This is a genomic window from Gracilimonas sp. (assembly GCF_035704785.1).
Classification (GTDB): domain Bacteria; phylum Bacteroidota; class Rhodothermia; order Balneolales; family Balneolaceae; genus Gracilimonas.
Genome location: NZ_DASSWP010000109.1, coordinates 1 through 13,675, shown reverse-complemented (window position 1 = coordinate 13,675; position 13,675 = coordinate 1). Strand labels below are relative to the sequence as shown.

Annotated in this window: 11 protein-coding genes; 6 read left to right on the top strand and 5 right to left on the bottom strand. The window is 41.9% G+C overall.

Annotation, left to right across the window (positions count from 1 at the left end):
- The 5 genes from VFM80_RS06660 to VFM80_RS06640 all read right to left on the bottom strand — a co-directional run.
- On the bottom strand, nucleotides 1-429 hold a 429-nt coding region (locus tag VFM80_RS06660; protein ID WP_395070792.1), incomplete at its 3' end, for a hypothetical protein.
- A gap of 218 nt (nucleotides 430-647) precedes the next feature.
- Nucleotides 648-1,724 carry a hypothetical protein gene (locus VFM80_RS06655; RefSeq protein WP_395070790.1) on the bottom strand — a complete coding sequence of 359 codons (1,077 nt, stop codon included), beginning with the start codon at nucleotides 1,722-1,724 and terminating at the stop codon, nucleotides 648-650.
- A gap of 82 nt (nucleotides 1,725-1,806) precedes the next feature.
- Nucleotides 1,807-2,436: a hypothetical protein gene (locus tag VFM80_RS06650; RefSeq protein ID WP_395070788.1), complete on the bottom strand. Its 630-nt coding sequence runs from the start codon at nucleotides 2,434-2,436 to the stop codon at nucleotides 1,807-1,809.
- 12 nt (nucleotides 2,437-2,448) lie between these two features.
- Nucleotides 2,449-2,925 carry a hypothetical protein gene (locus VFM80_RS06645; protein ID WP_395070786.1) on the bottom strand — a complete coding sequence of 159 codons (477 nt, stop codon included), beginning with the start codon at nucleotides 2,923-2,925 and terminating at the stop codon, nucleotides 2,449-2,451.
- A 206-nt stretch (nucleotides 2,926-3,131) separates the two neighbouring features.
- Nucleotides 3,132-8,333: an invasin domain 3-containing protein gene (locus tag VFM80_RS06640; RefSeq protein WP_395070784.1), complete on the bottom strand. Its 5,202-nt coding sequence runs from the start codon at nucleotides 8,331-8,333 to the stop codon at nucleotides 3,132-3,134.
- Nucleotides 8,334-8,531: 198 nt separating this feature from the next.
- On the opposite strand from VFM80_RS06640, the gene VFM80_RS06635 reads away from it, so the two are divergent.
- From VFM80_RS06635 to VFM80_RS06610, 6 genes are all read left to right on the top strand, one after another.
- Nucleotides 8,532-9,233 carry a sugar phosphate nucleotidyltransferase gene (locus VFM80_RS06635; RefSeq protein ID WP_395070782.1) on the top strand — a complete coding sequence of 234 codons (702 nt, stop codon included), beginning with the start codon at nucleotides 8,532-8,534 and terminating at the stop codon, nucleotides 9,231-9,233.
- A gap of 1 nt (nucleotide 9,234) precedes the next feature.
- Nucleotides 9,235-10,098 carry a dTDP-4-dehydrorhamnose reductase gene (gene rfbD / locus VFM80_RS06630; RefSeq protein ID WP_395070780.1) on the top strand — a complete coding sequence of 288 codons (864 nt, stop codon included), beginning with the start codon at nucleotides 9,235-9,237 and terminating at the stop codon, nucleotides 10,096-10,098.
- Nucleotides 10,095-10,640: a dTDP-4-dehydrorhamnose 3,5-epimerase gene (gene rfbC, locus VFM80_RS06625; protein ID WP_395070778.1), complete on the top strand. Its 546-nt coding sequence runs from the start codon at nucleotides 10,095-10,097 to the stop codon at nucleotides 10,638-10,640. The genes rfbD and rfbC overlap by 4 nt, the downstream gene beginning before the upstream one ends.
- A 1-nt stretch (nucleotide 10,641) precedes the next feature.
- Complete coding sequence (rfbB, locus tag VFM80_RS06620) at nucleotides 10,642-11,646, top strand: dTDP-glucose 4,6-dehydratase (RefSeq protein WP_395070776.1); 1,005 nt, start codon at nucleotides 10,642-10,644, stop codon at nucleotides 11,644-11,646.
- A 111-nt stretch (nucleotides 11,647-11,757) separates the two neighbouring features.
- Nucleotides 11,758-12,231: an EVE domain-containing protein gene (locus tag VFM80_RS06615; RefSeq protein WP_395070774.1), complete on the top strand. Its 474-nt coding sequence runs from the start codon at nucleotides 11,758-11,760 to the stop codon at nucleotides 12,229-12,231.
- Between the two features lie 384 nt (nucleotides 12,232-12,615).
- A complete protein-coding gene (locus VFM80_RS06610) occupies nucleotides 12,616-13,428 on the top strand; it encodes an alpha/beta hydrolase (protein ID WP_395070773.1) in 813 nt (270 codons plus the stop codon).
- Nucleotides 13,429-13,675 lie beyond the last annotated feature (247 nt).

The window sequence follows — 13,675 nt, the reverse complement described above, 5'->3', positions numbered from 1 at the left end:
GCCTACCCAAATGTAATAACGCCCCTCACTGTTGAAACGAATGTTACGGTTGTCAACATCCAGTAACTCGGAAGTAGCCTGATTTTCTTCGGTATTGCCTGAGATCTCGTAAGTAAAAGTTAGAGATGATCTCCCGCTTACATGGGTCAGCTCTCTCTCGGGCAGGTAATTTAATCGAAATTCTGTATCAGGGGTTCCGATGGCGATCATAAAGCCTGCATTTAAGCTGGTTATTGGGTTGATATAGATCTGCCCTTGTTCCGGCTGCATATCTCCAAAGCGCATGGAGTTTACCGTAACGAGCTGAATGGATTGCATGACTTCAGCACTTACATTGATGTCTGCAGAAATACCTCCGCCAGTGTCTTGTCCATAGATCTGTTGAAATCCAAAAACAAAGAATAAAGCTGCTAAAACCGTGCTTTTCATAAATAAAGGTAGATTGGATAGAACATGTTTATACACTCTAAAGGTCACCTTAAATGGGAAGTAAAACCAGTTAATATATTTTAATTCGACAGGAGCTATTTTCAGCCCGAGGTTCTGCCCCTGATCAACCTGTATGTTCAGGTTTTATTTTCGATAGAGACAATAAAAAAAGCAGAAGCCGATAATTACCAGCTTCTGCTTAACAAACTTTGTTGTAATTAAATACCGGTGAAGTTTGAGCTTTCTGTGGTAACTACCCTTGAAAATTTATTTTGTTGTACTGCATCTGCGGCTGCAATTTTTGCATAATTTTCTCCGTCGCAATCATAATTAATTGCAACATTACCAGATAATTTAATATCTATAGGAGCGGAATCGTTTGTTTGACCTACAAGTACTGAACCATTGATAGTTGGTGTACCTTTTCCTTCAAATAATTTAGCATTCTCAAAGATGACCAAACCGTTGAACTCAAAATTCCCCCTGATTTCTACGATGTTGGTTAAAAGACCGTCTTGAGCATAATCAATGTAGGCACCATCTTGAATGATCATGATACCATACCCTTCACTTTGTTGACCGGTTAATGTAACATGACCATTTATGAAAAATACGCCGGGATTAGATGCAGTTCCTAATGAACCGGAATAATTTTCATCTACTATAACTGCATTCCCCGAACTCTTAAGTCTTTCGATAAGTTCATCGGTAGGATTATAATTCAAGGTGGAGTCATAAGATATATCACCACCTATAATATTAAGCTCATCATTAGCATCTTTGGTTTTTAAATCATCATATACATCCTGATTCCCCGTAACGATAGCCGGTTTTGCAGCACAATGCGGTGGTGCTCCATTGATTTCATGAGCATTACCGTCAGCTGTAAGACTGCCATATCCGGTAGGAAACTGGAGCGCCCCGCCAAATGCAGGTACCAAAGAGCTAAAGCTTTCCTTAAGATAAAGGCTTACCACTTCTACAGTAATTGAATCTGTTCCACTTCCTTTTTGGATATATTGAGTTGCGTTTGAAACAATTCGTATAGAGTCAGTTTGCCAGTAACTATTACCGGCCACATTGTTTAAAGCATCAATATATAATCCGAATGTCCGGCCTTCAATACTCCCTGTCCATGGATTACTTTCGCTATGAGTGGTCAGGAAAGTATCATCCTGATTTATTTCCTGCATAGCTAACTGAATGGCGGAGTGTGCCGTATTTTTAGCCATAGTAAATTCAGCATAATCCACATTATTCTGTGTAAGCAGCTTTCCTTGCTTGGATGTACTCATGCTTATAAAGCCCATCGAAATAAGGACGGCTGAACATATTATTAACATTGCTCTTCCCATAGTAGATCACCTAATTATTATATTAATTCGCCAGATTGCCTGGGGAAAATCTTTTTTCCCACCCGGACCGGATATAACGACTGTTTCCTGTGAAACCTATATTCAAAGGCTCCGGGCTTTGTAGTTCTAATGCGATATAAATTTGTCTTACAGAATCTCTCATTACTCCATTGACCGGTGTTGGTATAAATTCACCGTCTTCCGGCAGTGTTGATAAACCAAACTCATCAAAATACCAAATCCGAAAGCGGGTTACTCCTAAGTTGATATCAGTAACTTCTGTTGTACTATTTACTTCTACGGTACGTCTCAAGATCACATCATTTGGGTTCTGAGTTTCCGTTACCGGCTCATCCGTTAATTCCCAGGTAATTAATTCAGGGTTCCCGGGCGAGAATTTGTCCAGTTTTCTGTAGAACTGAATTTTATTTGAGTCAGCGATGGTCAGGATATCGGTGGTAGTACTTGTAAGGTTGTACCCCATGTTAGGGATATCATCATAGATCATATCAGTGATAGTTGAAGCTTTCTCCCTGGTAATTTGAGTTAATGTTAATTCAACACTGCTGTTTGAAACACGCATGTTCATCATTAACATTGAAACAAGGATGATCCCGGCTATGACATAACTTGCAACTAGTCCTACATTCATATCTTTTTCCTTTTAGTCAGCATAATAATTACGAATAAATTCAAGCTGATAGCTTTGCAGATTCCCTGCATTATCTCTTAAAAATTCACTGGTGATAGTAACTGTAATTTTTTTGAAGGTAGATTTAGCGGCAACCGGTTCCATGGTGTTCTCATCTAAATATACAACCTCAACATTGATCTCAAAATCGCCGTGTTGGGTTTGGGCAACTTCAAAATGCCCGTTATAGTCATCAAAATCGTTGTAATACCTTCTGGAACCCTCACCGTCCCTACCCAAGCTGCCATACCCGGTAAAATCTCCGGGGATGTTAGCAGGAGGGAGGTTCTTTCCAACCGTTACCTGATCAAATTCTTTGGTATGTGCTTCTTCAATAATTTCCTGCCCCAAAGCAATAACTTCCTGCTCCAGTTCTCCATCAATTTGCATGATCGTATTTCGGTGGATCATAAGATTGGCATTCAACAAGATCATTGAAAATATGACCATGGCTGCCATTGTTTGTAAGAGTTCGCTATAACCGACCATAATGTTGAAAATTGATTGTGATATTCAATGTAAAATATTAAAAAATTTTAATATTTGTGCTATCTTCTTTCAAGAGTCCCGAAAGCAATTAATGTTACGAATCAAATATGAATAGAGATTGGATGAATACAAATTAGATTTTTTTATCTAATCAGATTCAAAGCACATTACTTGATCAGGCTCATTTTTTTATCAAAAACCCCGCTTTGGGTAGTAAGCCGATAGATATATATCCCACTGGCGAAGCTTCCGGCTTTCCAGGTTACTTCATGAAAACCGGCTTGATAGTTTTGATCTACAAGTTGGGTGACCTTTCTGCCGAGAATATCATACACATCAAGCTGAACCGGTCCTTCGATAGGGACCGCAAAGCGGATGGTAGTGGTGGGATTAAAAGGGTTGGGGTAGTTGTTGTACAATTCAAATTGATCCGGCAGTCCGTCAGCATCTTCCCCCGGTGAAAGGATAAGGGTAAATCTGGAATTCAGATCGGCCTGAGCCTTAGACTGAGATGAGGCATTTGTGAGACTGAAGTTCTGAACTGTGTTCATTTTAGCTTTTCCGGCCTGCTGTGTCAGATCGAATGTGTATGTCTCTTGATCCTTGAGGTCGATCTGCCGATCCGTTTCTTTGTCTTTTAAAGTTATAGACCATCCCTGTGGAAGTTCATCCAGATTATGAAGTTTTATAGTAAATGAACCATTAAGCGGGATCCCATTTTCAAAACCTCCAACGTGCAATGGAATTTCGATCTCCGAACCGAAATCACGGGCCAGATTATTGATGGCCAGCTGAGTACCGTCATCCAAAGTCGTGAAGAACTCCAGATAGGTATTTGTTTCGAAAGGAAGCAGTCGTATGGCATCACGATCATCTTTTTGTGTTCTTCCACCGGGCGACAAGGTAATGTGTGTCGGTTTGGAGTATTCACCGGATGAAAGTTCCAGCGCAATGACCTCAGGCTCTTTATTATTTTTGCTAAGGAAAGTCCCCCCGGTAGTACGGGCATTTTGATCTACCGAGAGTACGGGATTATCCGCGTTTGCCTTCACCCAGAAAGCCTGAAAAGGCCGAATGATGCCATTGCCGAGTTTAGTTCCATCAAGATTACCGCCACCAATGCCATTCCAGTAAAAGTAGTCGTTGGTCACCGGATCCCAGACATATAGCACTTTATCGATATTGGTTCTTGTCCAGCCGGGATTATCCCAGTCGAGGCTGGAAGCAAATGGATTTCCAACCAGATTCCACCCCTCTGAATTTTCGTTGTAGGCTACTTCAGAGAAGTTAAAGGTACCGGTTGCTGCCGGATATTCCGGTCCCTCAATATCCAGGGAAAGTGGGAGAGGAGTATTATAACGTGGATCGCTTGGGATATCTCCAAAGAAATAAACAAAGTAACCCCGACCGGCAACAGGAGTTTCAGTAATGTTAGCGGGAGCCCTCCAGCGCTGATTATCAGTGGTACCTAGTGACTCAGCAGCTACTTCATAGGTTGTGTTATACCAAAGCACATTGGGTTGAAGAGAGTCGGCAGGATCGTTTCCAAGACTTGCCCCAGTAAAGCCTTGGGTAACCGTCTTGTCCAAAAAGTCATCAAAGTCACTCTGCAATGGGGCAGATATCATTCTCCAGCCGCGGGAAGCATTGATATTTCTCAGCATTCGTAATGTGCCATTCACATATGTGATGTTAGGTGCAATAAGACTTTTACCAGAACTCAGGATCAGCGGTCCGTTTTGCAGGGTGAGGTCACCTGAAATAAGAATATCATCAAAAGTTTGTACTCCTTCTGTATTGTTGATGACCGCGTTTTGCATCTCGGTTAGATTAGAGATCTGCTGTTGTTGCAGGTCAGGGTAATCAACAAAACTCTCGTCCAGCCTGATACCAAAAATAACAGTACCATCACTTGCGTCTATGTTTTCAAGGCTTGCATTACCTCTCAGTACAAAAGTATTATCATTGAGTAGAAGGGTTCCCTGACCTGTTATCTGTTGCGTTACATCAAGCGTTATGCCGGCACCTGACTGAAGTTCAAAGGTATTCCCACTTACAATGTTCAAAATATTTACATCCAGCAGATCGGATCCGGTACTAAAAGTCACGTCATTTTCAATGTTCAGAATCTGTGCCAAAAAGTTCGGAGTTGATATTGTTTGTGGACTTTCACCGTTTAATGTGATAGTAGCTCCTGTGTTACGGGCAAGAAAGCTACCTACCGTGATATCTCCTCCAACGGTGACATTTGTTTGGGCACCGGCCGTAAAAGTACCGGATCCCGTAAAACCACCCAATGTTGTAATGTCTGTGTTATCCAAAATATCTAAGATCCCGTCCACGATTAGGGCTCCGCTAACTGAGATGGCATTACCACCAAATAGGGTTAATGAAGCACCGGATTGAATTTCAAAACTACCCAAGGTTATATTCAGATCCAGTACCGGAAGTTCTGCAACATCAGGAATTATAACGTAATCATCAGCCTGAGGAACCGTTTGGGGATTCCAGTTTTCCGGATTGGTCCAGTCTGTCCTGTTACCTGCAGGACCGCCCGCATTGGCTGTCCAGATGATTGGATTTACAATATCTACAGTTGCAGTTTGAGTGATTTGGGTAGAAGGACTGTTTCCATAGCTTCCCGTTATTTCAACCAACTCAATGGTATTTGTAGAAGTTAGGGTTGCGATGTAATTCTGTTGTGTCGCATTCCAGGTTGGGGTTGATAAACTGGCATTTGCCACCCCATCAGGTGATGGGTTCCCGTTTTCTTCCAGTTGAGTCAGATTGAGTGATACAGGTACCTGTTCCAGCACCCTGTTGTTAAAGGCATCCCGAAGAACAATGGATATCGTTGATTCACTGCTTCCCTGATTTTGCAGCACGCTTGGATCTGCTACTACCACTGAAGTTGCAGCATCCGGAGAGCCTGCTTCAACAACAAACTCTCCACTTGTCGTCTGCACATTGAACAGGTCGTTAGCTGTGATCGTCAGGGTAGCTGTTAAATTGCTTTGAGTCAGGGTTATCTCATGGCCTAACAATTCACCATTCACAAAAGCAGCGCTGGCTCCCTCTGTAATATTGGAATTCGAACTAATGGCCACATCCCCGTCAAAATCGGTAACCACATTACCATAGGCATCTATAGCCTGAACATCGATAGGGAAGGGAACACCGGCGGTTTGGGTATCAGGACCTGAACCTGAGGAAGGAAGATCAATGATGAAGCCGGCAACCTCGCCCTGTGTAAAATCAACAGTGGCATTATCAGGAACTAAAATTGAGTTTACTTCGGCAGTGATCGTAGCTGTTTCAGATGCATTTTGTGAGGATGTCAGCAGTGCAGTATATGTTCCATCCCCTTGATCGACAGCCGTATAACTTGTGGTGTTTCCGGTAAAGGTTCCAAAATCGGTAAATACCTCAACTGTTTCTCCACCCGATTGCAAATTGTTGGAATACTCATCCCTCAACTGAACGGTGATCTCTGAAGTGCTGCTGCCATTTGCCAGGATCTCTGTCGGGTTGGCGGTGATCAAGGTTGTCAGTGGATCCAGTGTGCCGGGAAGAACATTGAATTCATTACTCTGACCTGACCTGCTTAATTCTTCATTCTCAACGCTGATAGTTGATAAACCTGCAGTTGTGAGAGTGATTGTAGTATCCAGAACACCGTTCTCAAATGGTAAAGAGGTCAAGCCGGAAACAGGATTGCCATTAACTATGATCTGTGAATTTGATGTGATCCGAACGGTATCTGCAAAATCAGTATAAATTTCGTCGTTTCCGTTTATAGCTTTGATCCTGATATCAAATGGCTGTCCGGCTGTTTGTTCAGCAATAGGAGTATCTGAGGTTGATTCCACTACGAAACGAGCCAGAGAGTTGAGGCTAATGACCTCAAAAGTATTGCTGACCTGAGAATATGTTCCGGCAGCATTCTGTACGGTGAGAGTTGCGCTACCCAATGCAGCGGTGTTACCAATTACGATATTATCGAAAACAGCTTTACCATCCTCATCCGTTAAAACAGAGGTTACGCTGCTTCCATCAAGATCAACACTTGCACTGAGATCGATAGTAATGCCCTGGGTGTCTGCATAATTTCCAAAAGTGTCAACAAGCTGAACTTGTACTGGCGGGGTAATAGTTTGATTTTGCGCGGTGTTGGCGGGTTGAACCAGGTAGGTAAGTCCTGCAGGAATATTATTATCTATCTCAACGGTAGTAGTAGTCAGAGAATTTAAACCGGTGCTAGTGATTGATAGATCTATAGTGTTGGCAATATCTGTAGATAGATCATCAAAAGTAATAACTCCATTCACGGCGGTTTGAATCAGAGTCCCTGACAGGGTTCCATTTCCACTGTTGATGGATATTGTGGCCTGAGTTGAGTTGTCTGTTGTTGCAAGGTTTCCAAAAATATCTAATACATGAACTACAACATCATTACTAAATACTTCTCCGGCAACTGCAGTGGCCGGTGGTTGTGTATTAATAACGATCTGATCTGCATCTCTCGGCAATACGGTAATGGTTCCTGATGGAACTGAAGTTACTCCTGAAAGAGAGGCCTGAATATTTGTGCTTCCTGTCAATTGAGATGAAAAGGTAGCACTTCTGAGATTCACGGCTGGATCCAATGCGGTAGAAGGGATGTTGCCTGTTACGTTGGTAATTGACCAGTCATTTGCGCTGGCTAAAGCCACGTTCTCTACAAAATTACCGCCAATATCGCGGCCAATAGCATAAACGGTAAGAGTGTTGCCTGCCAGAATATCCTGAGCCGGGACTACCTGTCCGGAACCGTTAGCAGAAGTTTCTATAGACACCTCTTCGATTGAACCGGCAACTTTACTTAGGTCGCCATAATTGACATTTGGTCCGGTTGTACCTGTGTTCGCGATATTCCCGATATCAGGTACTGCTGTAGTCGCAGGCCTAAGCTGTAACCCTGATATTTCAATACGACCCGGCCCTTGTCCATTTCCTCTGGTAACACTTTCAGCATCTATTGTAAATTCGGCCTCCTGTGTATTGTTGAAGCCAGAAAAACTTGCCAGAAGTTGTGTATTTGCTGCACCGGTTGGTGTTATTGTTATCGTGATGTCAGCACCCGTCAAAGCGGTATTCCATTCGTAACCTGCAGGCAGAGTTAAAATAATAGTGCCATTCTGAGATAATTGACCAGTAGCCGTTTCCCGTATGGTAGGTCCGGTGATTCCAACATATTGGCCGCTTGAAATGAGGTCAATGGACAGATCTGTCCCCCCCGAAGCACGGATCACATCCTGTGCTTTAGTTAAGCCGCTTGCTGATAAGATCAGCAGAATAATCGTAAATGATAATTTTAGAGCTTTGGTCATATGCATAATTTCTGCATATAAATATAGTCAGTATTACAACGGTGAACATGTAGATTAATCAATTCTAACTGCCTTAGGATAATTTTAATAACCGTATTGTTCAAAGCAGTATATATATTCTTTCTTAACTTTCATTGAGAAATTCCATGAATATCCTTAGCCTCAAATAAATAATATTTAATACCTATATTTCAACCTATGAAAGGAATTATTCTCGCAGGCGGAACAGGGTCAAGGTTATATCCTTTAACCAAGGTTACGAATAAACATCTTCTTCCGATTGGTGAAAAGCCAATGATCTATCATCCCATTGAAAAATTAACAGAAGCTGGCATCGAGGAGATCCTCATTGTGACCGGGACAGACCATATGGGAGATGTAGTTACTCTTTTGGGTTCAGGAAAAGATTTCGGTTGCCGGTTTACCTATAAAGTTCAGGATGAGGCAGGGGGTATTGCACAGGCATTAGGGCTTGCTGAAAATTTTGCAGGAGGTGAACCTGTGGTTGTCATTTTGGGAGATAATATTTTTGAATCATCCCTGCAACAAGCGATGGATAATTATGATGGGACCGGAGCTCAGATCTTGATAAAAGAAGTACCTGACCCAAAAAGATACGGTGTAGCTGAATTGGAAGGTGAAAAGGTCGTTTCCATTCGGGAGAAACCGGAAAACCCCAGATCAAATTATGCAGTTACCGGAATCTACTTTTATGATAATACTGTTTTTGACTGCATTAAAACCTTAAAGCCTTCCGGCCGTGGAGAATTGGAGATCACCGATGTGAATAATTTCTATATCTCAAAAGGCGCAATGAAAAGTTCACTTATGGAAGGATGGTGGACCGACGCCGGTACATTTGAGTCCTATCAGGTTGCCAATGAGTTAGTAAGGAGTTGAAATGAGGATTTTGATTACCGGTGGAAATGGACAGCTTGGGAATCAATGGGTGAACTATTTGAATAAGCAGGGAGTGGAGTTCATCTCACTTCCTTCGTCTGATCTGGATATAACCGACCATGAGGATGTAAGACGGGTTTTAAATAATCTAAAACCTAACCACATTATTAACTGTGCCGCATATACCAACGTCGATAATGCTGAGACAGAAAAAGAGAAGGCATTTGCAGTAAATGCTTATGGAGTTAAGAATTTAGCTGATTACTGTGCATCGAAGGGCATCAAGCTTGTACATTTTTCTACGGACTATGTATTTTCCGGAACAGAAGAAGACCATGTTGAAAATCCAAAGGGCTATACTGAGCACCACCCAACAAATCCTGTGAATGTATACGGGGAAAGTAAATTAGCCGGTGAAAAAGCGATCCTGGAATCAGACTGTAACTATTTGATCATCCGGATATCATGGCTTTGCGGTAAATATGGGCAGAATTTTGTGAAGACGATGTTACGCCTTGCCTCCGAAAGGGATGAGTTGAGCGTGGTAAATGATCAGTATGGATGCCCTACGTTTGCTGAAAATGTTGTGAAAAATACCTGGGAATTATCAGTACAGAATATTTCGGGGATATATCATTTGAGTTCACTCGGTAAGATCACCTGGTTTGACTTTGCAAAAGAGATCTTTACACAATCTGGATCAGAGGTAAATTTAGAACCGGTGGATAGTTCTGAATTTCCTACCAAAGCAAAGCGACCGGCTTTTTCACTGTTAAATACTCAGAAAATTGCTAACATCCCCAACATTTCACTTATCAACTGGAAAGAAGGTTTAAAAAATATGTTGGCTGAACTTGAATCATGAAAATTTCTGAAACACGTATACCTGCTGTTAAAATTATTGAGCCAAGGGTATTTGAAGATGACCGGGGCTATTTTTTTGAAGCGTACCGTAAATCAATTCTCGCTGATCACGGAATTGAGGAGAACTTTGTACAAGATAATGTATCCCGGTCTTATAGAAACGCAGTTCGGGGATTGCATTACCAAATTGAAAATCCTCAGGCTAAACTTGTACAGTGTCTCAAAGGCTCTATTCTTGACGTAGCAGTTGATCTTCGCCAAGATTCTCCTTCATTCGGGAATTATGTAGCTATAAAATTATCGGATGTAAGCAAAAGAATGCTCTATATCCCTAAAGGTTTTGCCCACGGGTTTTCGGTGTTATCAGATGAAGCTATTGTAGCCTACAAATGCTCTGATTATTACAATGCGGAGGGAGAACGAGGCATACGCTGGGATGACCCTATGATCCGAATAAACTGGGATGTGAACCGCCCGATCTTGTCTGAAAAAGACCGAAAATTGCCATTATTTTCATCCATCAAAGAAGAAGACCTATTTTAATATGCGCATCATTGTAACAGGAGGAGCCGGATTTATAGGTTCCAATCTTATTTTAAGGCTTAATGAACAACACCCGGATTGGGAGATCTTCAATCTGGATAAGCTGACCTACGCTTCCGATCATTCACATCTTAAATCCCTAAAAGATTCAGGAAGATATTATTTCAAAAAAGTAGATCTTGTAAACCGGGATGAGGTCAAGGATGTGGTGAAATCATTCAAGCCACAGGGAGTTTTTCACTTGGCTGCAGAATCTCACGTTGATAATTCTATTCAGGGACCAGAGCCATTTATTCAATCCAACATTGTAGGCACATTCAATATTTTGGAGGAGTGCCGGTTGCTTTGGAAAGAAGACGAAAATGCCTGGAAGAACAACCGTTTTCTGCATGTATCTACTGATGAGGTGTATGGTGAGTTGGAAGGAGAGGGGTTCTTTAGCGAAGATACTCCCTATGCCCCAAATTCCCCGTATTCGGCCTCCAAAGCCGGCAGTGATTTCATCGTGCGTTCATACCATCAAACCTATGGAATGAATGTGGTGACTACCAATTGCTCCAATAACTATGGCCCGCATCAGCATGATGAAAAATTGATTCCGGTGGTAATTCGAAATGCCATTCAGCATAACGAGATACCGGTGTATGGAAGAGGAGAGAATGTGCGAGACTGGCTGTTTGTTCATAATCACTGCGATGCCCTTGATGTAGCATTCCGTACCGGCAAAGCCGGAGAAACCTACGTGATCGGCGGAAACAATGAGTGGAAGAATATTGACCTGGTTCGCAAGATCTGTGATATCCTGAATGAAGAAGTTGCGAAAGGCCCGGATGGAGATTATAAAAACCTGATCATTTTTGTGGAAGACCGGCTCGGCCATGATTTCCGTTATGCGATCGATGCTTCAAAGATCAAGAACGAGCTCGGCTGGGAAGCCTCCCAGGATTTCGACGGAATGCTCCGCCAAACAATTTTGTGGTACGTAAAGAAATACAATTTGGAATGAGAAATTTTAAATTTTGAATTGAATTGAATTCACAATTCATAATCCAAAATTCATAATTTCCCTCATTTACTTCATAAAAATCAAAAGTTTAATTCAATTAACTAAGAGATTATGGCTAAGAGACAATATTGGCTAATGAAATCGGAACCGGAAGATTATAGTATTGATGACTTAAAAGAAGATGGAGAAACTCCCTGGACAGGAGTCAGGAATTATGGGGCTCGTAATTTTATGCGCGATGAAATGAATGTAGGAGATGGGGTTCTGTTTTATCATTCCAACATTTCTACACCGGTTATTGTAGGAACGATGGAAGTTTCCAGCGAGCCATATCCCGATCCTCTTCAGTTCGATCCCGACTCAAAATATTTTGATGAGAAAAGTTCCGAAAGCGAACCCCGCTGGCAGTTAGTGGATGTTAAATTCGTTCAGAAGTTTGAGAACAATGTAACCCGTGACGCTATGAAAGAAGAAGCATCACTTGACGACATGGAATTATTCCGCCTGGGACGCTATTCCATTACCCCGGTTCGGGAAAGTGAATGGAAAAAGATCCATGAAATGGCTGGGGCTGACCTTAAATAAGGTGAACTCTCATTATAAGACCGGTCATTGCTGTAGATGTTGGATAATTCGCAGACAAAATTTTAGTCCTCTTTCCTTCTTGACCCTGTAGGGGTCACATATTTATAGCCCAGGGTAAAACCGCGTAAGCGGGATCAACCCTGGGATAAATCGTCAGAAAAAAAGGCAACCCAAGAAAAGAGAGGTGCCAATGTCTCCATTGGTGATCGCAGGGTTGGGCAATGTGATCATTAAAGAGCTGATTGACCAAGCTTCGTTAACCATCAGAAGTTTTCATGAATAAAATTTTAATTAATATTCAGTTGTTCAATGGGAAATCATTCTTCATAATTCCAACTTATTAAAATTTAAAAGTTATTATTGTGTTGATAGAAAGAAGAAAAGATGAATAGATTTAAGAAATTATTTTTCGCATTTGTGCCATTACTCGTATGTCTTTATTTAGCGGTGTGTGGCTATTTCTATTTCATTCAGGAGAGCATCATTTTTCACCCCAGGGTACTGGAAACAGATGCTCGCTATGACTACAGTTTTGAATTCAATGAGCGTTGGTTTAAACCTGAGGAAGGTGTTAGTATCCACGCCATTCATGCATTCACTGAAGCGGATTCTGCAAAAGGACTGGTGATGTATTTGCATGGAAATCGCGGGGCCAATCTCACTAATTCGGATAAGTACACCATGTTTCTGGATATCGGCTATGATATGATCTATCCGGATTATCGAACCTATGGAAAAAGTCGGGGTGATATGGATAATGAAGCCGATCTGGTGGGGGATATAAAGCATGTATTTGGGAAAATGGCAGAGGAATATGGGGAAGAGAATATTATCCTGGTTGGCTATTCATTGGGTTCAGGAGTTGCAGCACAGGTAGCTGCAGACTATGATCCTAAAATGCTGATCCTGTGGACTCCATTTTATAGCCTTGTGGATGTAAAAGATACCGCGTTTTCCTTTTTACCGGATGCAGTACTTCGATATCCGTTGCGCACTGATCTAGCACTTCAGGAGATAGAAGAACCTGTTCATATTTTCTACGCCGAAGATGATGAGGTGCTCTCCGTTGAACGGTCTATTCGTTTAACGGAGTTTTTGAAAGAAGAAGACTCCTTCAAGGTGATCGAGGGGCAGCGGCATGGGTGGATTTATAGGAATCCTGAGTTGGTAAAGAGTTTGGAAAAATTGCTTCATTAGTAATTCAAATAGTTTCATGGATGATATTCAAGATCAGAGGCCTATTCCATCGATCAGACGGGTTATCCGTCAGTTCGAGTTCGAGATCGTTTGAGTTACCTCTTCGGTCTCATATGTTAAGGTATCAAAATTCATTAACGGGCAAAAGATTGCATAAGTAGGTTGTGATCTTTAAGCTCAGCACGTTCTATTGGAATCGAGCCAGTCTGGCACCTTTAGTATCGGTCTAAGCACTGTTTGATTACAG